Genomic DNA, 23693 nt, shown 5'->3' on the forward strand with positions numbered 1-23693 from the left:
GGGCGGGTCGCATTGCGGCCACAATGGAGGGATGAGCGACAGTCCAGCCCCCCTCGCTGATCCGCATCTTGTCTTCGACCCCGTGGACGGAGTCCGCGATGTCGTGATCCTCGGCTCCACCGGCTCGATCGGCACCCAGGCCATCGACCTCGTGCTGCGCAACCCCGACCGGTTCCGGGTCACCGCGCTCTCCGCCGCCGGCGGCAGGGTCGGACTGCTGGCCGAGCAGGCCCACCGGCTGCGCGTGCGGACGGTCGCGGTCGCGCGCGAGGACGTCGTACCGGCGCTGCGGGAGGCGCTCGCGGCCGAGTACGCGCCGGGTGAGGCGCTGCCCGAGATCCTGGCCGGCGCGGACGCCGCCACCGACCTCGCCGCCTCCGACTGCCACACCGTCCTCAACGGCATCACCGGCTCCATCGGCCTCGCCCCCACCCTCGCCGCCCTGGAGGCGGGCCGCACCCTCGCGCTCGCCAACAAGGAGTCGCTCATCGTCGGCGGCCCGCTGGTGAAGGCGCTGGCCGAGCCGGGCCAGATCATCCCGGTCGACTCCGAGCACGCGGCGCTGTTCCAGGCACTGGCGGCCGGTACGCGCGCCGATGTGCGCAAGCTGGTCGTGACCGCCTCCGGCGGACCCTTCCGGGGCCGTACGAAGGCGGAGCTGGCGAACGTCACTCCGGCCGAGGCCCTCGCGCACCCCACCTGGGCCATGGGCCCGGTGATCACCATCAACTCCGCGACCTTGGTCAACAAGGGGCTGGAAGTCATCGAGGCGCACCTCCTCTACGACATTCCCTTCGATCGCATTGAGGTGGTGGTGCACCCGCAGTCGTATGTCCACTCGATGGTTGAGTACACGGACGGATCGACACTGGCCCAGGCGACGCCCCCCGACATGCGGGGGCCGATCGCCATCGGGCTCGGCTGGCCCGGGCGCGTTCCGGACGCGGCGCCCGCCTTCGACTGGACCAAGGCGTCGAGCTGGGAGTTCTTCCCGCTCGACACCGACGCGTTTCCGTCGGTGGGGCTCGCCCGGCACGTCGGGCAGCTCGCGGGCACGGCCCCGGCGGTGTTCAATGCCGCCAACGAGGAGTGCGTGGACGCGTTCCTGAACGGCACCCTGCCGTTCAACGGGATCATGGAGACCGTCACCCGGGTGGTCGAGGAACACGGCACGCCCGGAACGGGAACTTCCCTGACCGTCGCGGACGTCCTCGAAGCGGAGACCTGGGCGCGCGCCCGGGCCCGTGAACTGACAGCACAGACAGTACAGACGGCACAACGGACGACAACCGCGGAGGCTCGTGCATGACGACCCTGATGATGATCCTCGGCATACTCGTCTTCGCGGTCGGCCTGCTCATCTCGATCGCCTGGCACGAGCTGGGACATCTGTCGACGGCCAAGCTCTTCGGCATCCGTGTGCCGCAGTACATGGTCGGCTTCGGACCGACCATCTGGTCGCGGAAGAAGGGCGACACCGAGTACGGGGTGAAGGCGGTCCCGCTCGGTGGCTACATCCGCATGATCGGGATGTTCCCGCCCGGCCCGGACGGCCGTATCGAGGCACGCGCGACCTCCCCCTTCCGGGGCATGATCGAAGACGCCAGGTCGGCCGCCTTCGAGGAGCTTCAGCCCGGCGACGAGACCCGCCTCTTCTACACACGCAAGCCGTGGAAGCGCGTGATCGTGATGTTCGCGGGCCCCTTCATGAACCTCATCCTGGCGGTCGCGATCTTCCTCGGCGTGATGATGACGTTCGGTGTGCAGACCCAGACCACCACGGTCGGCAAGGTCTCGGACTGTGTCATCCAGCAGAGCGAGAACCGCTCCAAGTGCGCCGCGAGCGACCAGGCCGCGCCCGCCAAGGCCGCCGGGCTCAAGGGCGGCGACAAGATCGTCGGGTTCAACGGCAAGGCGGTCGACGACTGGTCGGTCCTCCAGTCCGATATCCGCGCCAACCCCGGCAACGACGTCACCATCACCGTCGAGCGCAAGGGCCAGAAGGTCGACCTGACCGCCCACCTGATCAAGAACCAGGTCAGCAAGACGGACGGCAACGGCGGCTATGTCGAGGGCAAGTACGTGTACGCCGGCTTCCTCGGCTTCACGCCCGCCTCCGGCATCGTCCAGCAGTCGTTCGGGCAGTCCGTGAACCGCATGGGCGACATGATGCAGAACGGCGTCGAGTCGCTGGTCTCCCTGCCCGGCAAGATCCCCGACCTGTGGAACGCGGCCTTCGGCAACGCCCCGCGCAAGGCGGACTCCCCGATGGGCGTGGTCGGCGCGGCCCGCATCGGCGGCGATGTCTTCACGCTGGACATCCCGGCGTCCCAGCAGATCGCGATGATGCTGCTCCTGGTCGCCGGCTTCAACCTCTCCCTCTTCCTGTTCAACATGCTCCCGCTGCTCCCGCTCGACGGCGGGCACATCGCGGGCGCGCTGTGGGAGTCGCTGCGGCGGAACGCGGCGAAGGTGCTACGCCGCCCGGACCCGGGTCCGTTCGACGTGGCGAAGCTGATGCCGGTGGCTTATGTGGTGGCTGGGATCTTTGTCTGCTTCACCTTGCTGGTCCTAGTGGCAGACGTTGTCAATCCCGTGCGCATCAGCTAGGGAAGCGGTCGTTTTCTGTCGAGAAACGGCCATTGAAGGCGCACCCTTCACTCGTGCAACTCGCACGAGTGAAGGGTGCGCCTTATTCGTATGCCGTAGCCGCGAGTCTCGTACGTTTTTGCTGTAGGTCAGCCGGACGCGGCGATCCGCAGAAGCTGTCGATGGAGGCCGGGTCTGGCGAACAGTGCCTCGCCGGTGTCGATGCGCTGTCGACCGGCGAGGTCGCTGAAGACGCCCCCGGCCTCCTGGACGATGGGAACCAGCGCGGCGATGTCCCAGGGGCCGGCACCCAGCAGAAGGAAAGCGTCCAGTTGACCGGTTGCGACGAGGAGGGCGCCATGGCAGGTGCCGGATCCGGTGGACGGTTTGCGAGGTGGTTCCGCAGCGGGGTCTGCCATGGGCCAGTCGAGTGCGGGCCGGGTCTGAGCGGTGTGGGCCGACAACCTTGCGGCGATGACCCGTTCCGCCTCGCTCAGCCGGGCCGGTGGCGGCCAGATACCGATGGTGGCGTCGCATGCGTTGCCGCCATCGGTGATCGTCAGCCGATGCGAAGGTGCCGACAAGTGAGAAGGGCACGGTCCAGCCCAAGCGCCGGAATCCGGAGCGGCCCACCAGCGGCGGCCCAGCGCGGGGGCGGAGACCATGCCCAGGGTGATGTCGCCGTCTTCTTCGACGGCGATCAGGGTGCTCCACTCCGGTTCTCCGGCGAGGAAGCTCGCGGTGCCGTCGATGCCGTCGATGATCCAGCGGCGGCTGCCGCGCCCGTCGGCGCCGGACTCCTCGCCGAGGAAGGCATCGTCAGGGTGCTGCCGGCGGATCATGGAGCGCAGGGCGTGTTCGATGTCCCGGTCGGCGTCGGTGACCGGGCTTCCGTCGCTCTTGACCCGCACCGTGAGCCCGACGGCCGAGAAGTGGCGACGTGCGATGGCATCCGCCTGGTTGGCCAGGCAATGCGCCAACGCCAAGTCCGCTGAGTCCGACATACCTCCCCCTTTCCCCTCGGGTGCCGCGAGCACATCATCACAGCATGACCCTGCGGAGCGGGACCCATGCCAGGCCGACCGCCATTGGACGCCATCGGGTGGACCTCCAGGACGCTGTGTGCTTCCGTTCACCTCTGTGCCGTAATCTCGGAGCCTGGAGCCCACGATTCCGGGACCTTGATCCACAACTTGGGGTTGCACAGCAGATGACTGCGATTTCTCTCGGCATGCCGTCCGTTCCGACCAAGCTCGCCGAGCGTCGGAAGAGCCGGCAGATCCAGGTCGGAACCGTGGCCGTGGGTGGAGACGCACCCGTCTCGGTGCAGTCGATGACTACGACGCGTACGTCGGACATCGGCGCCACGCTGCAGCAGATCGCCGAGCTGACGGCCTCCGGCTGCCAGATCGTGCGCGTGGCGTGCCCCACGCAGGACGACGCCGACGCCCTCGCCACCATCGCCCGCAAGTCCCAGATCCCGGTCATCGCGGACATCCACTTCCAGCCGAAGTACGTCTTCGCGGCGATCAACGCCGGTTGCGCGGCCGTCCGCGTGAACCCCGGCAACATCAAGCAGTTCGACGACCAGGTCAAGGAGATCGCGCGGGCCGCGAAGGACACCGGCACCCCGATCCGGATCGGCGTCAACGCGGGCTCGCTCGACAAGCGCCTCCTCCAGAAGTACGGCAAGGCGACCCCCGAGGCGCTCGTCGAGTCCGCCCTCTGGGAGGCCTCCCTCTTCGAGGAGCACGACTTCCGGGACATCAAGATCTCGGTCAAGCACAACGACCCGGTCGTCATGGTCAACGCGTACCGCCAGCTGGCCGCCGCCTGCGACTACCCCCTCCACCTCGGCGTGACGGAGGCGGGCCCCGCCTTCCAGGGCACGATCAAGTCGGCGGTCGCCTTCGGAGCGCTGCTCTCCGAGGGCATCGGCGACACGATCCGCGTCTCGCTGTCGGCCCCGCCGGCCGAGGAGGTCAAGGTCGGCCTCCAGATCCTGGAGTCGCTGAACCTCAAGCAGCGCGGCCTGGAGATCGTCTCCTGCCCGTCCTGCGGGCGCGCCCAGGTCGACGTCTACAAGCTGGCCGAGGAAGTCACCGCCGGTCTGACCGGCATGGAGGTCCCGCTGCGCGTCGCCGTCATGGGCTGCGTCGTGAACGGTCCCGGCGAGGCCCGCGAGGCCGACCTCGGCGTCGCCTCCGGCAACGGCAAGGGCCAGATCTTCGTCAAGGGTGAGGTCATCAAGACGGTGCCCGAGTCGAAGATCGTCGAGACCCTCATCGAGGAAGCGATGAAGCTCGCCGAGCAGATGGAGGCCGACGGGGTCACCTCCGGCGAGCCTTCGGTGTCCGTCGCCGGCTGACGCGCCCTGTGGCGCAAGGGACCCGGGTGCCCCTCCGGAGGTGGCGCCCGGGTCCCTTGCGTGCGGTGCTCCTCGGCATCTCCGGCTAAAGTACGGAGATCAGCAGACCGTGTGACTCCGCCCCGGGGGGGCTTCTCGCAGTGATGCGACGGTCAAGCCCTGACCGGTGCTCACAAACGAGCACACGACGACGCTAACAGGGTGTGCGACGCGCTGTCGTTGCCCGCAAGGAGTGATGGAGCCGCCCCGTTGTTGACCCAGACCACCACCAGGGTCCTCGAACCGAGTGACCTGGACGCCGCGCTCGCCGTCCTCGACCGCGAGCCGGTCGCGAACGCTTTCGTCGCGTCCCGGATACACGTCGCGGGCCTCGACCCGTGGCGCCTCGGCGGCGAGATGTGGGGCTGGTACGAGGACGGCATGCTCCAGTCCCTCTGCTACGCGGGCGCCAACCTGGTCCCGATCTGCGCCACCCCGCGCGCCGTCCGCGGCTTCGCCGACCGGGCGAGAAGGGCGGGCCGTCGCTGCTCCTCGATCGTCGGGCCCGTCGAGGCCACCGCCCAGCTGTGGCGGCTGCTGGAACCGAGCTGGGGCCCGGCCCGCGAGGTCCGCGCCCACCAGCCCTTGATGGTCACCGACCGGGTCCCCGCCGACATCGCCCCGGATCCTTACGTCCGTCGCATCCGCAAGGACGAGATGGAGACGATCATGCCGGCGTGCGTGGCGATGTTCACCGAGGAGGTCGGCGTCTCGCCACTCGCCGGTGACGGGGGCCTGCTCTACCAGGCCCGGGTCGCCGAACTCGTCGGCTCCGGCCGTTCGTTCGCCCGCCTCGATCAGAACGGCAAGGTCGTCTTCAAGGCGGAGATCGGCGCCGCCACCCCCCGGGCCTGCCAGATCCAGGGGGTGTGGGTCGCCCCCCAGTACCGAGGACAGGGTCTGGCCGCCCCCGGCATGGCCGCCGTACTGCGCTACGCCCTCGCCGACGTGGCCCCGGTCGTGAGTCTCTACGTGAACGACTTCAACACCGCGGCCCGGGCGGCGTACCGCCGCGTGGGCTTCCAGGAGATCGGCGCGTTCATGAGCGTGCTGTTCTAGCCGCCCCTTCAGCGGCGTGAGGCGGCCACATATGCGGCTCCGCCGCGTGGGCGCGGCCGGCCACGGCGCGGCCCGCGGCCGAACGACAACCCGTAGTCCGCGGCGCAGTCCAGCGAAGCGCCCCGGTAGTCTCCCGGGCATGCTGCGTATTCCCGGTCAGGGCCCCCGCAACCCCGACGACGTGGTCATCGGCCCGCTGGATCTCGCCACGCGCGTCGACGAGGCGCTCGCCGTGCAGGCCCTCGCCTTCGGACTCGACGCCGACGAGGTCGCCGTACGCCGGCAGATCGTGCTGCGGCACCTCACCTACCCGGGAGCCCGTGCCCTCGGCGCCACCACCATCGACGGACGGCTCGTCGGCTTCGTCTACGGCATGCCCAACGACCGTACGCACTGGTGGTCCACCGTCGTCGAACCGTATCTGCGTGCCCAGGGCCACGACTTCTGGCTCGACGACTCCTTCGTGATCACCGAACTGCACGTCCACCCGCACTACCAGAACCGCGGTGTCGGCCGTGCCCTGATCACCGGCATCACGGACAGTTCCACCGAACCCCGCTCGATCCTCTCCGCCATCGACACGGACAGCCCGGCCCGGGGCCTGTACCACTCGCTCGGGTACGAGGATCTCGCGCGCCCGGTCCTCTTCCCGAGCGCGTCGAAGCCGTACGCCGTGATGGGCGCCCCACTGCCACTGCGCAGGCGCTGAGCGGCTGGGTCTGCCCTCCGGCCGGGCACCCGCTGGCCGGCACATACGCTCGCCGCGCCGCCGTAACCGATTTCCACCGGGCTGGGCCGCCCGGCTAACCTCCTAGGCACCACCCTTACGCAGCAGGAGTCGAGAATCATGGCCCAGGTCCAGCGCATGTCCCGTTTGATGGTCAAGACACTGCGTGACGACCCGGCGGACGCCGAGACGCTCAGCCACAAGCTGCTCGTCCGCGCCGGCTACGTGCGCCGCAACTCCGCCGGCATCTGGACCTGGCTGCCGCTGGGCAAGAAGGTCCTCGACAACATCTCCCGGGTCGTGCGCGAGGAGATGGACGCCATCGGGGCACAGGAGGTCCTCCTCCCGGCCCTGCTGCCCAAGGAGCCGTACGAGGCGTCGGCCCGCTGGGAGGAGTACGGCGATCTCCTCTTCCGCCTCAAGGACCGCAAGGGCGCCGAGTACCTGCTCGGCCCGACCCACGAGGAGATCTTCACGCTCGTCGTGAAGGACCAGGTCGCGTCCTACAAGGACCTGCCGGTCATGCTCTACCAGATCCAGACGAAGTACCGGGACGAGGCCCGCCCGCGCTCCGGCGTGCTGCGCGGCCGTGAGTTCCAGATGAAGGACTCGTACTCCTTCGACACGACGGACGAGGGCCTGGCCGAGTCGTACGCGCTGCACCGCGCCGCCTACCAGAAGATCTTCGCCCGCCTGGGCCTGGACTACCGCATCGTGTCCGCCGTCTCGGGCGCCATGGGCGGCTCGGCGTCGGAGGAGTTCCTGGCCCCCGCCGCAGCCGGTGAGGACACCTTCGTGGACTGCCCCGCCTGCGACTACGCGGCGAACACGGAGGCCGTCACCTTCGCCCTGAAGCCGGTGGACGGTTCGGGCGTCGGCCCGGTCGAGGAGCTGGACACCCCCGACACCCCCACCATCGAGACGCTCGCCCAGCACCTCGGTGTGCCGGCCTCGGCCACCCTCAAGAACCTCCTGGTCAAGGTCGACGGCGAGATCGTGGCCGTAGGCGTCCCGGGTGACCGCGAGGTCGACCTCGGCAAGCTGGGCGAGCACCTCGCGCCCGCCGTCGTGGAACTGGTGACGGCCGAGGACTTCGAGGGCCGCGCCGACCTCGTACGCGGCTATGTGGGCCCGCAGGGCCTGGAGAAGGTCCGCTACATCGCCGACCCGCGGGTGGCCCCCGGCACGGCCTGGATCACCGGCGCCAACAAGACCAACACGCACGCGAAGAACGTCGTCGCCGGACGCGACTTCGAGGTCGACGACTACCTGGACGTCGTGGTCGTCGAGGAGGGCGACCCCTGCCCGTCCTGCGGCACCGGCCTCAAGCTGGACCGCGCCATCGAGATCGGCCACATCTTCCAGCTCGGCCGCAAGTACGCCGACACCTTCCAGCTCGATGTCCTCGGCCAGCAGGGCAAGCCGGTCCGCGTGACCATGGGCTCGTACGGCATCGGTGTCTCCCGCGCGGTCGCGGCGCTGGCCGAGCAGTCGGCGGACGAGCAGGGCCTGTGCTGGCCCAAGGAGATCGCTCCCGCCGACGTCCACGTCGTCGCCGCGGGCAAGGCCCTGCAGACCGAGCTGGCCCTGGACGTCTCCGAGAAGCTGGGCGCCGCGGGCGTCCGCGTCCTGGTGGACGACCGGGCCGGGGTCTCCCCGGGCGTGAAGTTCACGGACGCCGAGCTGATCGGCGTACCGCAGATCCTGGTGGCCGGACGGCGCTCGGCCGAGGGCGTCCTCGAGCTGAAGGACCGTCGTACCGGTGAGCGCGAGGAGCTGACCGTGGACGAGGCGATCGCCCGCCTGACGGCGTAGCCGGAGTACGGGATTGCTTGAAGTCTGTAATTAAAGGCGTCTCTCAGAGACTTCTTCCCGGGGTATGGGCGCCTCACAGACTTCTCTCAGGGTGCTCCCCGACCGTAGGACGTGACAGAGCGTCATTCGGAGGGGAGCAGCCATGACAGGCAGCGAGCGGGGGGGCCGCCGCGGCGGTCCGCAGAGGGGCACGGCGTACGGCGGCCGCGGCGGCGGTGACGCTGGCGGCGGCTGGGCTACCCGCTCCTGGCCGAGGTCCCCCTCCCGCCCATCACCCTGAAACGCGCCCGCAGAGCCGCCGCCGACTGCCCGGTGCCGGCCCTCAAACTCACCGCGGCGCGGGACGGTTGGAACCGAAACCGAGTCAGAGCCAGCCCGCGAACTCCAGCAGCAGCTCGGCATCCTGCGGACGCCCGACGCGCCGCGCCCGCACCCCTGACTCGACCGCCCGGAACAGGGTCCAGCCCCGCAGCCGCTCCTGGTCCACCTCCAGCGACTCGGCGAGCCGCTTCACCCGCCGGCGGGTGATCGAAGACCCCGACGGGGACGCGATCAGATCCTCCACCCGGTCCCGGACCAGCCGGGCCAGATCGAAGGCGCACTCGCCGACCACCGGGTCCGGGCCGACCGCCAGCCATGGCATCCGTTCACCGGCCAGCACCTTGCTCTGCCGGAAGGTGCCGTGCAGCAGCCGCTCCTCGGGCGGGTCGGCGAGCAGTTCCTCGCGGGCCGCGAGCGCCGCGTCGACCAGCGCCGCGACCTCGTCATCGGTGCTCGCCGTCGCCCGCATCGCCTCGGCCTGGCGCCCCGTCCGCTCGGCGACGGTCTCGAAGACATCGGTGACGGGCGGCTCGACCCACAGCCGCCGCAGCGTCCCGGCCGCCTCCAGCAGCGCCTTGGCCTCCGGCAGCGAACGCACGGACAAGTCGGGACGCAACCGCTCCAACAGCAGCACGCCGTGGGCGCCGCCCTGAGCATCGCCCCGTGCATCGCCCTGCGCCTCGCCGGGATCGAGGAGCTGTACCGCGCCCCGCCCGCCCCAGTGGGCGAGCGCGGCCTGCTCGCTCTCCGGACGCGCCCGCTCCGGCGCCAGTTTCAGCACGGCGGGCGTCCCGTCGGCTCGCCGGACCAGCACGACCAGGCTGCTGCGTCCGCCGGGTGCCTGGACCCGCTCCACGGTCAACTCGCGTAGATCGACGGCCTGCTGCACCAGTACGGGCAGCTTGTCCAGCCACTCGCTCGTCCCGTCGGACCCGCTCCGCCGCATCTCGCCGAGTGCCCGTACCAGGCGCTGCGGCGGTTCGATAGCCATGCGCGAGTCCATGCGCGAGGTGTTCCCTTCGAGGTCGTCCGAGTCGTCCGGGTCGTCCGGGTCGTCCGGGTCGGCTGGGTCGGCTGGGTTGTTTCGGGTCGTTCGGGTTGTCCGGGCCGCGTTACGTGTGCGTGGGCGCCGCCGCGGCCGGGGTGGCCGCTCGCTCGGCGAGACCAGGGAAGGCTACGCTCTCCCCGCGCCAGCGCACCGCCCGCACCGCCGCCTCGCGCAACGCCTCGGCGGCCATACGCCGCCGGTCGCCCGAGGAGGCCCGTACGAGGTCGGAGTACGCCCCGGCCACGCGTTCCTCCAGCTCGGCCGCGAGCCGTACGGCCGCGCCGGAATCCCGCACGGCGAACGGCAGCGCGTACGCCGCCGCCGAGGCCTCCGGCTTTCCGCCCAGGTCCCGTACGGCGCGCGCCAGCTCGTCGCGCCGCGCCCGATGGGCGTCGTACGCCGATCGTGCCTCGGCCTGCCGCCCCTCGCCGATTCTGCCGCCGACGACTCCGTACCCGTAGACGACGGCGTGCTCGGCGGCGAGCGCGGCCTGCAGGGCGGTGACCTCGGCTTCCGTTGCGGCCTTGGGTGTGCTCACTTGGCCCCCTCTGTCAGCAGAAACGCGTGCACGGCTCCGGCCGCCGCCACCGAGGCCAGCAGCCTGGCCAGCTCTCCCGGGACCTCCAGCAGGGCCTTCGTGCGCTGGTCCGCCAGGGTGCGCTCGGCGGAGGAGAGGTCGGCGAGGGCGTCCTTCTCGCCGGCGGGCACGGTGGGGGAGAGGCTCGGGTGCGCGGAGACGGAAGCCGATGGGGAGGCGGAAGCGGAGGCGGAGGGCCGGCTCCCGGAACTCCCGGAACTCCCAGAACCCCCGAACGCCTCCGCATGCCGTACGACCTGTGCCCGCAGTGGGCTCAGCCGCTCGGCCAGCGACGGATGGGCGGTGATCACGGCGGCATACCGTGCGGCGAGCGTGTCGCTGTCGCGGGCCGCACGCGCGCGTGCGCGATCCGTGACCGAGGGGCTTTTGCCCGTGGTGTCGGTGGACGACTCGGGGGCGGAACAGCCCACGAGCACGAAGGTGCCCGCGGCGGACGCGAGCAGGCTCCTTCGGCGCGGCCCCGAGGGGGTGCGCGGCGGCAGGGTGAACGGCACGGCAGACGTCCTCGGAAGGCTCGTACGAACGGGAGGGCGGCACGCCCGCGATCACGGTACCCGGGCCCCACCCGCTCGTTGGCCAGCGGCTCACCCAGGCAGGGCCCTGCCCCGTTCCTCGCCCCCCGCCGCCCCTGCCCGTCCCGTCCCGTAAGGCCGCGGATGGGTGGGGGCTGATCGCGCCCACGCGGCGGAGCCGCACAATGTCACAGCCCCGCGCCCTTGATGGGAGAAGGGGTGGCGGGGGCGAGGACACGTGGACGGCAACACCCCCTGCGACCGGATACCCTTTGACCAGACACGCGACCAACCCACAACAGCACACGCGGCCGAGGAGTCACCCGGATGAGCACCACCCAGAGCGAGAGGCTGCGAGAACTGCTGGAACCGCTCGTCAGCTCTCAGGGACTCGACCTCGAAGAGGTCGAAGTGGACTCGGTCGGACGCAAGCGGGTGCTGCGTGTCGTCGTCGATTCCGACGAAGGCGCCGATCTGGACGCGATCGCCGATGTGAGCCGCGCGCTCTCGGCGAAGCTCGACGAGACGGACGCGATGGGCGAGGGCGAGTACACCCTCGAGGTCGGAACCCCCGGTGCCGAGCGCGAGCTCAAGGAGCACCGTCACTACGTACGCGCCACGGACCGCCTGGTGAAGTTCCAACTGGGCGACGGCGGCGAGCTGGTCGCGCGAATCCTGGACGTGGACGACGCCGGTGTCGACGTCGAGGTGCCCGGCGTGAAGGGGCGCAAGCCCACCGCCAAGCGACTCGCCTTCGAGGACATCGCCAAGGCGCGCGTCCAGGTCGAGTTCAGCCGTAAGAACAAGAACGAAGAGAACGCAGAGGAGGCGTAGCCGTGGACATCGACATGAGTGCCCTGCGGGGTTTGGTGCGGGAGAAGGAGATCTCCTTCGACCTGCTGGTCGAGGCGATCGAGTCGGCCCTCCTCATCGCCTACCACCGTACCGAGGGAAGCCGCCGCCACGCGCGCGTGAAGCTCGACCGGGAGACCGGTCATGTGACCGTGTGGGCGAAGGAGGACCCCCAGGACCTGGAGGAGGGGCAGGAGGCGCGCGAGTTCGACGACACCCCCTCCGGGTTCGGCCGGATCGCGGCGACCACCGCCAAGCAGGTCATCCTGCAGCGCCTGCGGGACGCCGAGGACGACGCGACGCTCGGCGAGTACGCCGGCCGTGAGGGTGACATCGTCACCGGTGTCGTACAGCAGGGGCGCGACCCCAAGAACGTGCTCGTCGACATCGGCAAGCTGGAAGCCATCCTGCCGGTGCAGGAGCAGGTCCCCGGCGAGACGTATCAGCACGGGCTGCGCCTGCGCTCGTACGTCGTTCGGGTGGCGAAGGGCGTGCGCGGTCCGTCCGTGACGCTGTCCCGTACGCACCCCAATCTGGTGAAGAAGCTCTTCGCTCTCGAAGTGCCGGAGATCGCCGACGGGTCCGTCGAGATCGCCGCGATCGCGCGTGAGGCCGGTCACCGTACGAAGATCGCCGTCCGCTCCACTCGTAGCGGCCTGAACGCCAAGGGTGCCTGCATCGGGCCCATGGGCGGCCGGGTGCGCAATGTGATGGCCGAGCTGAACGGCGAGAAGATCGACATCGTCGACTGGTCGGACGACCCGGCGGAGATGGTCGCGAACGCGCTGTCCCCGGCCCGGGTCTCCAAGGTCGAGGTCGTCGACCTCGCCGCCCGCTCCGCGCGCGTCACCGTTCCGGACTACCAACTGTCGCTGGCGATCGGCAAGGAGGGGCAGAACGCCCGCCTCGCTGCCCGCCTCACCGGCTGGCGCATCGACATCCGTCCGGACACCGAGCAGCCGTCCGAGGAGTCCTCTCGGCGGACCGGGGAGTAGCACCGGGGAGTAGCACCGGGAATAGATCCGAGCCGCACTTGGCTTAGATCACGACAGTTTTATGCGCGGCATCTGTTCGATTCTTGCCCCAAAGGGGTGAGGTCGCCGCGGGGAGGTAGACTTAAGAGTGTCTGGCCGGACGCGAGCCCGCGCATGCCCTGAACGCACCTGTGTGGGGTGCCGGGAGCGAGCGGCCAAGACTGATCTGCTGCGGATCGTGGCGATCGAGGGCGAATGTGTTCCCGATCATCGCGGTACGCTGCCCGGCCGGGGTGCGTATGTGCACCCCGCCCTGGTCTGTTTCGACCTGGCGGTACGCCGCCGGGCGTTCCCGCGGGCGCTGCGTGCCCCGGGAGCGCTCGACGTAGCGGCGTTGCGCTTCTACGTCGAGCAGGCAACACCGTAAGGAGTGTCGTACGGAACCCCCGTGCGGCCCTGGTACCCCGCGAGTTGGAAGTAGGTCGAGATTGCGATGAGCACTCGATGAGCACGCGATGAGTACGCCCATGAAGTAGCGACGGTCCGGACGCAACCCGGACCTAAAAGGAGCGAAGTGGCTAAGGTCCGGGTATACGAACTCGCCAAGGAGTTCGGGGTTGAGAGCAAGGTCGTCATGGCCAAGCTCCAGGAGCTCGGTGAATTCGTCCGTTCGGCGTCCTCGACGATCGAGGCGCCCGTTGTACGCAAACTGACTGATGCCCTCCAGCAGGGCAACGGCGGCGGCAAGCCCGCCGCTCGCAAGGCTGCCCCGGCGAAGCCGGCAGCCCCCTCTCCGGCGCAGGCTGCCCGTCCGGCCGCCCCGCGCCCGCCGGCCCCGAAGCCGGCCGTGGCCGAGCGCCCCGCGGCTGCTCCGGTCACTCCGGCAGCTCCGGGTCCGCGCCCGACTCCGGGTCCCAAGCCCGCTCCGAAGCCCGCTCCGGCGGCTCCGGCTCCGGTCGCGGCCGAGTTCACCGCGCCCCCGTCGGCTCCCGCGGCTCCCGCCGCAGGTCCCCGTCCGGGCGCCCCGCGTCCCGGTGGCCAGGCTCCGCGTCCCGGCGGTGCCCGTCCGGCCGGTGGTCCCGGCCAGGGTGGTCAGGGCCGTGGCGACCGTCCCGAGCGCGGTGACCGTCAGGGCGCCCCGCGTCCGGGTGGCCAGGCTCCGCGTCCCGGTGCTCGTCCGGCCGGTCCGCGTCCGGGCAACAACCCCTTCACCTCTGGTGGCTCCACCGGTATGGCGCGCCCGCAGGCGCCCCGTCCGGGTGGTGCTCGTCCCGGCCCCGGTGGGCACGGCGGCGCCGGTGCCCCCGGTGGTCCGCGTCCGCAGGGCGCGGGCGGCCAGGATCGTGCTCCCCGTCCCCAGGGCGGTCCCGGCGGCGCTCCGCGTCCGCAGGGCGGTCCGGGCGGTGCCCGTCCCACTCCGGGCGGCATGCCCCGTCCGCAGGCTCCGCGTCCCGGCGGTGCCCCCGGCGGTCCGGGCGGTAACCGTCCGAACCCCGGCATGATGCCGCAGCGTCCCGCTGCGGGCAGTCCTCGTCCCGGCGGTGGCCCCGGTGGCCGCGGTCCCGGTGGCGGCGGTCGTCCCGGTGGTCCCGGTGGCGGCGGCGGTCGTCCGGGCGGTGGCGGCTTCGCCGGTCGTCCCGGTGGCGGCGGCGGTGGCGGTTTCGCCGGTCGTCCGGGTGCTCCCGGCGCCGGCGGTGGCGGCGGTTTCGCCGGCCGTCCCGGTGGTCCCGGCGGTGGCGGCGGTGGCCGTCCCGGCTTCGGCGGTCGTCCGGGTGGTCCCGGTGGCCGTGGTGGCACGCAGGGTGCGTTCGGCCGTCCCGGCGGTCCGGCGCGTCGTGGTCGCAAGTCGAAGCGGCAGAGGCGCCAGGAGTACGAGGCCATGCAGGCCCCGTCCGTCGGCGGCGTGATGCTGCCTCGCGGCAACGGACAGTCCGTCCGCCTGTCGCGCGGTGCGTCCCTCACCGACTTCGCGGAGAAGATCGGCGCCAACCCGGCGTCGCTCGTCGGCGTGATGATGAACCTCGGCGAGATGGTCACTGCCACGCAGTCCGTCTCCGACGAGACGCTGAAGCTCCTCGCGGACGAGATGAACTTCGTCCTCGAGATCGTCAGCCCCGAGGAGGAGGACCGCGAGCTGCTCGAGTCCTTCGACATCGAGTTCGGCGAGGACGAGGGTGGCGAGGAGTTCCTCGTCGCGCGTCCGCCGGTCGTGACCGTCATGGGTCACGTCGACCACGGTAAGACCCGACTGCTGGACACCATCCGCAAGACGAACGTCGTCGCGGGCGAGGCCGGCGGTATCACGCAGCACATCGGTGCGTACCAGGTCACGACCGAGGTCAACGACGAAGAGCGCAGGATCACCTTCATCGACACCCCGGGTCACGAGGCGTTCACCGCCATGCGTGCCCGTGGTGCGAAGTCGACCGACATCGCGATCCTCGTGGTGGCGGCCAACGACGGTGTGATGCCCCAGACGATCGAGGCGTTGAACCACGCCAAGGCGGCCGATGTGCCGATCGTGGTCGCGGTCAACAAGATCGACGTCGAGGGTGCCGACCCGACCAAGGTGCGCGGTCAGCTCACCGAGTTCGGTCTGGTGGCCGAGGAGTACGGCGGCGACACGATGTTCGTCGACATCTCCGCCAAGCAGGGTCTGAACATCGACCAGCTGCTCGAGGCCGTGGTCCTGACCGCGGACGCCTCGCTCGACCTGCGGGCCAACCCGGAGCAGGACGCGCAGGGCATCGCGATCGAGTCCCACCTCGACCGTGGCCGCGGCGCCGTCGCGACCGTCCTGGTCCAGCGAGGCACCCTGCGGGTCGGCGACACCATGGTGGTCGGCGACGCGTACGGCCGTGTCCGCGCGATGCTCGACGACAAGGGCGAGAACGTGGAAGAGGCGGGTCCCTCGACCCCGGTCCTCGTCCTCGGTCTCACCAACGTCCCGGGCGCCGGCGACAACTTCCTGGTTGTCGACGAGGACCGCACGGCGCGTCAGATCGCCGAGAAGCGCGCGGCGCGCGAGCGCAACGCCAACTTCGCCCGCCGGGGTGTCCGGTTCTCCCTGGAGAACCTGGACGAGGCCCTCAAGGCCGGTCTGGTGCAGGAACTCAACCTCATCATCAAGGGCGACGCGTCCGGTTCGGTGGAGGCTCTCGAGTCCTCGCTGCTCCAGCTCGACGTCGGCGACGAGGTCGACATCCGCGTCCTGCACCGCGGCGTGGGTGCGGTCACCGAGTCGGACATCAACCTGGCGACCGGCTCCGACGCCATCGTCATCGGCTTCAACGTCCGCGCTGCGGGCCGCGCGGCGCAGATGGCGGAGCGCGAGGGCGTCGACGTCCGGTACTACTCGGTGATCTACCAGGCCATCGAGGAGATCGAGGCGGCCCTCAAGGGCATGCTCAAGCCGGAGTACGAGGAGGTCGAGCTCGGCACGGCGGAGATCCGCGAGGTCTTCAAGTCGTCCAAGCTGGGCAACATCGCCGGTGTCCTGGTCCGCTCGGGCGAGGTCAAGCGCAACACCAAGGCGCGCCTCATCCGCGACGGCAAGGTCATCGCGGAGAACCTCAACATCTCCGGTCTGCGTCGCTTCAAGGACGACGTCACCGAGATCCGCGAAGGCTTCGAGGGTGGTATCAACCTCGGAAACTTCAACGACATCAAGGTCGACGACGTCATCGCGACGTACGAGATGCGCGAGAAGCCGCGGGCGTAACGCGGTGGTTCGAGCTGGCCGGCGGTGACAAGTCACCGTCGGCCAGCTTGCCGTTTGAAAGATCACGCAGTTCCCCGCGCCCCTGAAAAGGGGCGCGGGGAACTGCGCGAACGGCCCCCACCGGCCCGCAGCCGAGGAACGACCCCGGGGGAATGCCCCCAGGGGGAACGACCCAGGGGGCCCGGAAACCCCGTCGAGCGAACCAGAGGTTCGTTGTACGGTTCTGATGTCCCTGCCAAGTGCCTTGGCAGGCCATCTATCCCGTACCGGCGGGACATCCGGTCACACATGTATGTGGGGACGCTGTCCTTCGATCTGCTCCTCGGCGATGTTCACTCGCTCAAGGAGAAACGCTCTCTCGTCCGGCCGATCGTCGCTGAACTCCAGCGGAAGTACCCGGTGAGCGTGGCGGAGACGGGCAACCAGGACCTCCACCGCAGGGCAGAGATCGGCCTCGCGGTGGTCTCCGGAGACACCGAGCACCTCACCGACGTACTGGACCGGTGCGAGCGGCTCGTCGCGGCGCGACCGGAGGTGGAGCTGCTGTCGGTACGGCGCAGACTTCACACAGACGAAGATTGACAGAACAAGCAAGGCAAAGAAGGAGACGGACCAGTGGCCGACAACGCGCGTGCCAAGAGGCTGGCGGACCTCATCCGAGAGGTGGTGGCCCAGAAGCTGCAGCGCGGGATCAAGGACCCGCGGCTCGGCACCCACGTCACCATCACGGACACCCGGGTCACCGGGGACCTCCGGGAGGCGACCGTCTTCTACACGGTGTACGGGGACGACGAGGAGCGCGCGGCCGCGGCCGCGGGCCTGGAGAGCGCCAAGGGCGTGCTCCGCTCGGCGGTCGGCGCGGCGGCGGGCGTGAAGTTCACGCCGACGCTGACCTTCGTCGCGGACGCCCTGCCGGACACCGCCAAGACGATCGAGGACCTGCTCGACAAGGCGCGGGCCTCGGACGCGAAGGTGCGCGAGGTCTCGGCGGGTGCCACCTTCGCCGGTGACGCGGACCCGTACAAGAAGCCGGGCGAGGACGACGAGACGGACGGCGACGCCGCGGAATGACGCAGAAGACCAAGACGCCCGACGGGCTTGTCATCGTCGACAAGCCGTCGGGCTTCACTTCGCACGACGTGGTCGCCAAGATGCGCGGGATCGCCAGGACCCGCCGCGTCGGACACGCCGGCACCCTCGACCCCATGGCGACGGGCGTGCTCGTCCTCGGTGTCGAGAAGGCGACCAAGCTCCTCGGACACCTCGCCCTCACCGAGAAGGAGTACCTGGGGACCATCCGGCTCGGACAGAACACGCTGACGGACGACGCCGAGGGCGACATCACGTCGTCCACGGACGCCTCCAGGGCGACCCGGGAGGCCATCGACGCCGGGGTCGCCAAGCTCACCGGCAGAATCATGCAGGTGCCGTCCAAGGTCAGCGCCATCAAGATCGACGGTGTGCGCTCCTACAAGCGGGCGCGCGAGGGCGAGGACTTCGAGATCCCGGCCCGCCCGGTGACGGTCTCCTCGTTCGCGGTGTACGACATCCGGGACGCCGTCGCCGAGGACGGCACCCCCGTGCTCGACCTGGTCGTCTCCGTGGTCTGCTCGTCCGGGACGTACATCCGGGCGCTCGCCCGCGACCTGGGCGCGGACCTGGGCGTCGGCGGTCACCTCACCGCCCTGCGCCGCACCCGCGTCGGCCCGTACAAGCTCGACTCCGCGCGCACCCTCGACCAGCTCCAGGAGGAGCTGACCGTGATGCCGATCGCCCAGGCCGCCGCGGCCGCGTTCCCGCGCTGGGACGTGGACGACAAGCGGGCCCGGCTGCTGCTCAACGGCGTACGCCTGGAGATCCCCGAGGAGTACGCGGGGGTCGGTGCGGTGGCCGTCTTCGACCCGGAGGGCCAGTTCCTGGCGCTGGTGGAGGAACAGAAGGGCAAGGCGAAGAGCCTCGCCGTATTCGGCTGAGGCGCCGATTCGGCTGAGGCCGATCTGCCACGCTCGGCTGAGGCCGACTCCCACGCTCGGCTGAGGCCGATGCCATGCTGGGGGACTTGCCCGTGGAGCGGCGGTCACGGGGTTTCGTGCCCGCCGCTCCACGGTCCCCCCCTCGGTTCCCCCACCCAAGGGTGTATCCATCCGCCCTCCCGTATTCACCCCTTCGGGCAGGCGCTCGGAGTGAACCGAGGGAGCGGAAGGGGGCGCGTTTGCCACGTGATCTGTCCCGCTGATCATTTCGTGCCTACCGTCGGTGGAAGGAGCACGGCGGGGAGGTTCGAGCATGCCGGGACGGGGCCCGCGGACGGGGAACGAGCAGACACCGGACGACGTCGACCGCACGCGGGACGAGGTCCTGGTGCGCATCTGTGACCTGGCCGGACGACCGCGTGGCACGGGCTTCGTCGCCGACCACCACGGCACGGTGATCACCAGCCACGAGGCCGTCGACGGCCTGGTCCGTCTCGTCCTGCACGCTCCTGGCGACCGCACCTGTGTGGTGACCGCCGACGCCGTGACCCCCCTCCCGGAAGCGGATCTGGCCCTCGTCCACACTGAAGGGCTCGGTCTCGCCCCGCTCCCCGTCACCGTGCGGGAGAGGGTCGAGACCGGTACGTACGTCCGGATCGCCGCGGGCGGCTGGCGTGAGGCGCGGGTGCTCGGCAGCACCGCCGTGACGTACGCGGCGACCCGTCGCTCCCATCTCCTCGACAAGGCCCTGGAGTTGGCGATCGGCACGGCGGGCGCGGACGCGCTCCGACCGGGCGGTGGGGCGGCCGGGGGACCGGTGCTCGACGCCTCGACCGGGGCGGTGGTCGGGGTGCTGGGCACCGCCCTGCACACCGAGCACCGAGCGACGGGGTTCGCCGTTCCCTTGCGCGGACCGGGCGTCGAGGGACCGCTCGCCGCACTGCTCGCCCGCAATGCCGCGACCGTGCCGGCGTACGGCGCCGATCTCAATCCGGCAGGGGTACTGGAGCTCACCGCGACCTCGGTCGGCTCCGACGGGCTGGAGGCCGCGCCCTCGGTCGGTACCGGCGGCGAGGCGCCCGCCACCGTCGAACGGGCCGGTGTCGTACGGCAGTTCGCGGCCTTCGAGGACGGCCCGGCCGCCGTCGCCGTCCTCGGGGTCGTCGGCCCGCCCGGCAGCGGCCGTACGACGGAACTGGCGGCCCTCGCCGCCCGCCGCGCCCGGGGCGCGAAACCGGCCCCCACGCTCTGGCTGCGCGGCGCCGACCTCCTCGCCACCGACACCTCCGTCGCGGACGCGGCCACCCGGGCGCTGGAGCGGGCGGGACGGATCGTGGCGGCCCCTGAGGAGGGGTCGCGCAGGGATGCCGGGGTGCTGCCGCCGGAGGGGTACGGCGGTGAGCTGGGCGACATCGGTGCCGAGCGGCTGGCCCGGCTGGCGCGGGACGCCGGAAGGCCGTTGCTGCTCCTCCTCGACGGACCGGAGGAGATGCCGCCCGCCCTCGCCCACCGGCTGCCCGAATGGAGCGCGGGGACGGCCGAGTGGCTGCGGGTGAGCGGGGCGCGGCTGGTCGTCGCGTGCCGGGCCGAGTACTGGGAACAGGCGGGCGCGGAGTTCCCGGCGGAGCTGCTGCACGGGGCTTTCGCAGACGCGGAACCATTGATTCCGCCCTGTGTCCGGCTGGGCGATCTCACCGAGGCGGAGGCCCGGCGGGTCCGGTCGCGGGCCGGTATCCCCGAGGACGCGCTGGTGGAAGCCGACGCACGGCACCCGCTGACACTCCGGCTGCTGGCGGAGGTGCGGGCCGCGCTGCCCGGCGCACCGGCAGCCCGGCGGCTCGACCGGGACGAGGTCTTCGCCGCCTACCTGGACCTGATGTGCCTGCGCGTCGCGGTCCGGCTCGCTGCCGCGAACGGGCTGCGCGGCACGGCCGTACGCCGGCTCGCCGCCCAGGTCTCCGGGCAGATGCACGAGGCCGCGCGGCGCTGTCTGGGCCCCGGGCAGGGCCAGCTGGACCGCGTGACCTTCGAAGCCGTCTTCCCGTGGGGGCCCGCCCCGGGACGCCGTCCCGGCCGTACCACCGGCTGGGCCTCCGCCGTCCTCACCGAGGGCCTCCTCGTCCCCGCGGGGGACGGCTACCGGTTCGCCCACGAGGAGCTCGCCGACTGGATCCAGGGCACCCACCTGGACCTGGAAGCGGCCCTGGACGCCCTGGTCCACCAGGGCCGCGGCACTCCGCGCGCCGACCGGGTGCCGGCACAGCGGACGCCCTCGCCCGCGTCGACCGCCTCCCACCTCGTCCCCGTCCCTCGCCACCGCATCGGCCCCGTCGTGCAGGCCCTCCTCCTGCTGGCCCGTCAACAGGGCGCCGGTGAACTGGCCCGCAGCCTCGAAGACTTGGTCGACACCGTGGACGACCTGTTGCCCGAGGCGCCCGCCCGGCCCGGGAACCCCGTCTGGTGGGCCACCCACCTCCTCGGTGACGTCCTGCGGCGCGTGCCCGACGCGACGCCGTACGCCAGGGTGCTGCGGATGCTCGCCGAGCGGATCGTGGCGTGGCGGCAGCAGGGCCGGGACGTGCCGGGGGAGTTCGGGCCGTCGTTCTGGGAGGCGTTGCCGCTGCCCGCGGCGGAGCGGTTCGACCTGCTGAGGCGTTTGGTCGTGGCCGACGCCGCCCGGCGCACCGGCAGCCCGGCCGACGAGTCCCGCACCGGCTCCGGCGCCCACCACCGTCGTACCCCTGAACCCGGTACCGCTGAAGCCCCGCGCTACCTGGACGCCGTGGCCCGGCTCCTCGCCGCCGACCCCGCCGCCGTACCGCCCCACCTCACCCCCTGGTTCGACGACGACCGCCCGCTGCCCGCGACGCCCCACGCGACCGTGGCGACCGCCGCGCAGGCGCTGCTGTACGCGCACCGGCGGCGCGCCCTGGACGACCTGACGGAGGCGCTGGTCGACTGTGCGCACCGGCGCGGGGACGAGCTGCTGGCCGTGCTCGCCGAGGAGGAGCCGTCGGCGGTGTGCCGAGCGGTGGACCGGTGGGCGCACGACGAGCGGCCGGCCCGGCGGGTGGCGGCGGTGGCGTACGGGCTGCGCGCCGCACCGCACGCGAGCACCGACGCCGACCGCGAGCTGCTGCGCTACGCGGCGCTCGCCCTGCTGGCCCGTCCCGCCGACTGCGCCCTGCACGGCGGCGCGCTCGGCCTCCTCGTACGCGATCCGTGGACGCGGGCCCGGTATCTGCCGCAGGCGCTGGAGCGGTTCGTCGAGGGCGATCCGCAGCTGCCCGTCGGCGCGCTGGCCGCCGCCCTGACCACGCACCCCGATCCGGTGCTCGACGCCTTCCGGACGCGGCTGCGGCGGCCGGGCCCGGAGACGGCCGAGACCCTGCGCACCCTCGCCGACGTCACCACGCCCGCACTCGCCCGCCGCGTCGCCGCGCTGGTCAGGGAAGTGGTGGAGCTGTGTCCCGAGGCCGCCGCGCACGTGGCCGCGTACGTCGACCGGCGCCTCGAACACGGTCCCGCCACAGGTTCCGTGCTCTTCCCGCTGGTCACCGGCCTGCTGGTCGGGTGCCCGACACCGGTGCGGGCGGCCCTCGCGACCGTTCTCGCGGCCCCCGGCAGCCCGGAGGCCCGTCCGCTGCGGCGCGAGCTGCTGGACCTGCTGCTCGCCCACGAGGGGGACCCGGCCGTCCTCGACACCCTGCTGCGGGCCGCCGCGGACGGCGCGGCCCGCCGGGGCGAGGAACCCACCCGCGAGCTGGTGCACCGCACGGGCCGGCTCCTCGTCCGCACCCCGGCAGGAGCCACCGGCTTCGACCGCGCCCTGGTCGAGCTGGCCCGCCAGGTCCCCGGCTTCGCCACCCTCGTGGCCCGCTGGCTCACCGGCGCCCCCGAGGAGTGGGCCGGGGTGGTCGGCCCGAGCACCCGCCGCATGATCGAGAACCTCGCCGGGGTACGGGTCCCGGCCTGAACCGTGCGCGATGCGTCACACCACGATGCCGATGCGAACCGAGCGCAGGCGGCATGGCACCCTTAGAGCTGCGAATGAGGCAATCACGGACACGGGTTCGACAAGGAGCGGTCACAGTGCAGCGCTGGCGTGGCTTGGAGGACATCCCCGAGGACTGGGGGCGCAGCGTCGTCACCATCGGTTCCTACGACGGGGTGCACCGCGGACACCAGCTGATCATCAAGCATGCCGTGGACCGCGCCCGTGAACTGGGCGTTCCCTCCGTCGTGGTCACCTTCGACCCGCACCCGAGCGAGGTCGTGCGCCCCGGCAGCCACCCCCCGCTGCTCGCTCCGCACCACCGCCGCGCCGAGCTGTGTGCCGAGCTCGGTGTGGACGCGCTGCTCATCCTCCCCTTCACCACCGAGTTCTCGAAGCTGTCGCCCGCCGACTTCGTGGTGAAGGTCCTCGTCGACAAGCTGCACGCCAAGGCCGTCGTCGAGGGCCCGAACTTCCGCTTCGGCCACAAGGCCACCGGCAATGTCGACTTCCTGCGCGAGCAGGGCGAGACGTACGACTTCGACGTCGAGGTGGTGGAGCTCTACGTGAGCGGTTCCGCCGGGGGCGGCGAGCCCTTCTCCTCGACCCTGACCCGGCGGCTGGTCGCCGAGGGCGATGTCGAGGGCGCCCGCGAGATCCTGGGCCGCCCGCACCGCGTCGAGGGGATCGTCGTCCGCGGTGCCCAGCGCGGCCGCGATCTCGGCTTCCCCACGGCCAACGTCGAGACCCTCCCGCACACCGCGATCCCCGCCGACGGCGTCTACGCCGGCTGGCTGCACGTCGAGGACGAGGCGATGCCCGCCGCGATCTCCGTCGGCACGAACCCGCAGTTCGACGGCACCGAGCGCACGGTGGAGGCGTACGCCATCGACCGCGTCGGCCTCGATCTGTACGGGCTGCATGTCGCCGTCGACTTCCTCGCCTACGTCCGCGGCATGGCCAAGTTCGACTCCATCGAGGCACTGCTGGAAGCCATCGCCGACGATGTGAAGCGGTCGCGGGAGCTGATCGAGGCGTACGAGGCCGAGTAGGTCTCGCTTCCAGGTGGCCGGGGTTTACGTGGCTGGGGCGGCCGGTGCCTT

General features: G+C 71.3%; 19 protein-coding genes. 15 read left to right on the forward strand and 4 right to left on the reverse strand.

Features of this window, described 5'->3' with window-relative positions:
• The first annotated feature begins 31 nt into the window (after window positions 1–31).
• Window positions 32–1309: a 1-deoxy-D-xylulose-5-phosphate reductoisomerase gene (gene dxr / locus OG747_RS32020; RefSeq protein ID WP_405882844.1), complete on the forward strand. Its 1278-nt coding sequence runs from the start codon at window positions 32–34 to the stop codon at window positions 1307–1309.
• Window positions 1306–2610, forward strand: a complete 1305-nt coding sequence (locus tag OG747_RS32025; RefSeq protein WP_405882845.1) for a M50 family metallopeptidase — start codon at window positions 1306–1308, stop codon at window positions 2608–2610. Before dxr ends, OG747_RS32025 begins: the two co-directional genes overlap by 4 nt.
• Before the next feature lie 128 nt (window positions 2611–2738).
• Here the strand turns inward: OG747_RS32025 and OG747_RS32030 are convergent, their stop codons facing one another.
• On the reverse strand, window positions 2739–3593 hold the full coding sequence (locus OG747_RS32030) for an inositol monophosphatase family protein (RefSeq protein ID WP_405882846.1): 855 nt from the start codon (window positions 3591–3593) through the stop codon (window positions 2739–2741).
• A gap of 206 nt (window positions 3594–3799) precedes the next feature.
• On the opposite strand from OG747_RS32030, the gene ispG reads away from it, so the two are divergent.
• The 4 genes from ispG (at window position 3800) to OG747_RS32050 (ending at window position 8597) form a co-directional block, all read left to right on the forward strand.
• Complete coding sequence (ispG, locus tag OG747_RS32035) at window positions 3800–4957, forward strand: flavodoxin-dependent (E)-4-hydroxy-3-methylbut-2-enyl-diphosphate synthase (protein WP_405882847.1); 1158 nt, start codon at window positions 3800–3802, stop codon at window positions 4955–4957.
• A 249-nt stretch (window positions 4958–5206) separates the two neighbouring features.
• Window positions 5207–6055 (forward strand): GNAT family N-acetyltransferase, encoded by an 849-nt coding sequence (locus tag OG747_RS32040; protein WP_405882848.1) that lies wholly within the window; start codon window positions 5207–5209, stop codon window positions 6053–6055.
• Window positions 6056–6194: 139 nt separating this feature from the next.
• Window positions 6195–6764 carry a GNAT family N-acetyltransferase gene (locus OG747_RS32045; protein ID WP_405882849.1) on the forward strand — a complete coding sequence of 190 codons (570 nt, stop codon included), beginning with the start codon at window positions 6195–6197 and terminating at the stop codon, window positions 6762–6764.
• A 138-nt stretch (window positions 6765–6902) separates the two neighbouring features.
• Window positions 6903–8597 (forward strand): proline--tRNA ligase, encoded by a 1695-nt coding sequence (locus OG747_RS32050; RefSeq protein ID WP_405882850.1) that lies wholly within the window; start codon window positions 6903–6905, stop codon window positions 8595–8597.
• 364 nt (window positions 8598–8961) lie between these two features.
• Here the strand turns inward: OG747_RS32050 and OG747_RS32055 are convergent, their stop codons facing one another.
• The 3 genes from OG747_RS32055 to OG747_RS32065 all read right to left on the reverse strand — a co-directional run bounded on the left by OG747_RS32055 (window position 8962) and on the right by OG747_RS32065 (window position 11058).
• Entirely contained in the window at window positions 8962–9909 is a 948-nt protein-coding gene (locus tag OG747_RS32055) for an aminoglycoside phosphotransferase family protein (protein ID WP_405882851.1), read from the reverse strand.
• Window positions 9910–10030: 121 nt separating this feature from the next.
• On the reverse strand, window positions 10031–10504 hold the full coding sequence (locus tag OG747_RS32060; RefSeq protein ID WP_405882852.1) for a ferritin-like domain-containing protein: 474 nt from the start codon (window positions 10502–10504) through the stop codon (window positions 10031–10033).
• A complete protein-coding gene (locus OG747_RS32065) occupies window positions 10501–11058 on the reverse strand; it encodes a hypothetical protein (protein WP_405882853.1) in 558 nt (185 codons plus the stop codon). The genes OG747_RS32060 and OG747_RS32065 overlap by 4 nt, the downstream gene beginning before the upstream one ends.
• 345 nt (window positions 11059–11403) lie before the next feature.
• Here OG747_RS32065 and rimP point away from each other — a divergent pair, with 345 nt between their 5' ends.
• The 9 genes from rimP to OG747_RS32110 all read left to right on the forward strand — a co-directional run bounded on the left by rimP (window position 11404) and on the right by OG747_RS32110 (window position 23642).
• Window positions 11404–11910 (forward strand): ribosome maturation factor RimP, encoded by a 507-nt coding sequence (rimP, locus tag OG747_RS32070; protein WP_405882854.1) that lies wholly within the window; start codon window positions 11404–11406, stop codon window positions 11908–11910.
• 2 nt (window positions 11911–11912) lie between these two features.
• Window positions 11913–12923, forward strand: a complete 1011-nt coding sequence (gene nusA / locus OG747_RS32075) for a transcription termination factor NusA (protein WP_405882855.1) — start codon at window positions 11913–11915, stop codon at window positions 12921–12923.
• Between the two features lie 127 nt (window positions 12924–13050).
• The gene (locus tag OG747_RS32080) at window positions 13051–13329 is read left to right on the forward strand and encodes a YlxR family protein (RefSeq protein WP_405882856.1); all 279 of its coding nucleotides are present in this window, start codon (window positions 13051–13053) and stop codon (window positions 13327–13329) included.
• 147 nt (window positions 13330–13476) lie between these two features.
• Window positions 13477–16623 (forward strand): translation initiation factor IF-2, encoded by a 3147-nt coding sequence (gene infB, locus OG747_RS32085; RefSeq protein ID WP_405882857.1) that lies wholly within the window; start codon window positions 13477–13479, stop codon window positions 16621–16623.
• A 288-nt stretch (window positions 16624–16911) separates the two neighbouring features.
• Window positions 16912–17205, forward strand: a complete 294-nt coding sequence (locus tag OG747_RS32090) for a DUF503 domain-containing protein (protein ID WP_405882858.1) — start codon at window positions 16912–16914, stop codon at window positions 17203–17205.
• A gap of 33 nt (window positions 17206–17238) precedes the next feature.
• The gene (rbfA, locus tag OG747_RS32095; RefSeq protein ID WP_054232827.1) at window positions 17239–17694 is read left to right on the forward strand and encodes a 30S ribosome-binding factor RbfA; all 456 of its coding nucleotides are present in this window, start codon (window positions 17239–17241) and stop codon (window positions 17692–17694) included.
• Window positions 17691–18596: a tRNA pseudouridine(55) synthase TruB gene (truB, locus tag OG747_RS32100; RefSeq protein ID WP_405882859.1), complete on the forward strand. Its 906-nt coding sequence runs from the start codon at window positions 17691–17693 to the stop codon at window positions 18594–18596. The genes rbfA and truB overlap by 4 nt, the downstream gene beginning before the upstream one ends.
• A 313-nt stretch (window positions 18597–18909) precedes the next feature.
• Window positions 18910–22572 (forward strand): trypsin-like peptidase domain-containing protein, encoded by a 3663-nt coding sequence (locus OG747_RS32105; protein WP_405882860.1) that lies wholly within the window; start codon window positions 18910–18912, stop codon window positions 22570–22572.
• A gap of 116 nt (window positions 22573–22688) precedes the next feature.
• Window positions 22689–23642, forward strand: coding sequence for a bifunctional riboflavin kinase/FAD synthetase (locus tag OG747_RS32110; protein ID WP_405882861.1), 954 nt, complete (start codon window positions 22689–22691; stop codon window positions 23640–23642).
• Window positions 23643–23693 lie beyond the last annotated feature (51 nt).

It is taken from the genome of Streptomyces sp. NBC_01384 (assembly GCF_045040035.1).
GTDB lineage: Bacteria > Actinomycetota > Actinomycetes > Streptomycetales > Streptomycetaceae > Streptomyces.

Coding starts and splice junctions, on each gene's coding strand:
- ispG (WP_405882847.1), top strand. CDS start 3,800: ATGACTGCGATTTCTCTCGGCATGCCGTCCGTTCCGACCAAGCTCGCC.
- OG747_RS32105 (WP_405882860.1), top strand. CDS start 18,910: ATGCCGGGACGGGGCCCGCGGACGGGGAACGAGCAGACACCGGACGAC.
- OG747_RS32090 (WP_405882858.1), top strand. CDS start 16,912: ATGTATGTGGGGACGCTGTCCTTCGATCTGCTCCTCGGCGATGTTCAC.
- OG747_RS32025 (WP_405882845.1), top strand. CDS start 1,306: ATGACGACCCTGATGATGATCCTCGGCATACTCGTCTTCGCGGTCGGC.
- truB (WP_405882859.1), top strand. CDS start 17,691: ATGACGCAGAAGACCAAGACGCCCGACGGGCTTGTCATCGTCGACAAG.
- OG747_RS32045 (WP_405882849.1), top strand. CDS start 6,195: ATGCTGCGTATTCCCGGTCAGGGCCCCCGCAACCCCGACGACGTGGTC.
- dxr (WP_405882844.1), top strand. CDS start 32: ATGAGCGACAGTCCAGCCCCCCTCGCTGATCCGCATCTTGTCTTCGAC.
- OG747_RS32030 (WP_405882846.1), bottom strand. CDS start 3,593: ATGTCGGACTCAGCGGACTTGGCGTTGGCGCATTGCCTGGCCAACCAG.
- OG747_RS32050 (WP_405882850.1), top strand. CDS start 6,903: ATGGCCCAGGTCCAGCGCATGTCCCGTTTGATGGTCAAGACACTGCGT.
- OG747_RS32055 (WP_405882851.1), bottom strand. CDS start 9,909: ATGGCTATCGAACCGCCGCAGCGCCTGGTACGGGCACTCGGCGAGATG.
- rimP (WP_405882854.1), top strand. CDS start 11,404: ATGAGCACCACCCAGAGCGAGAGGCTGCGAGAACTGCTGGAACCGCTC.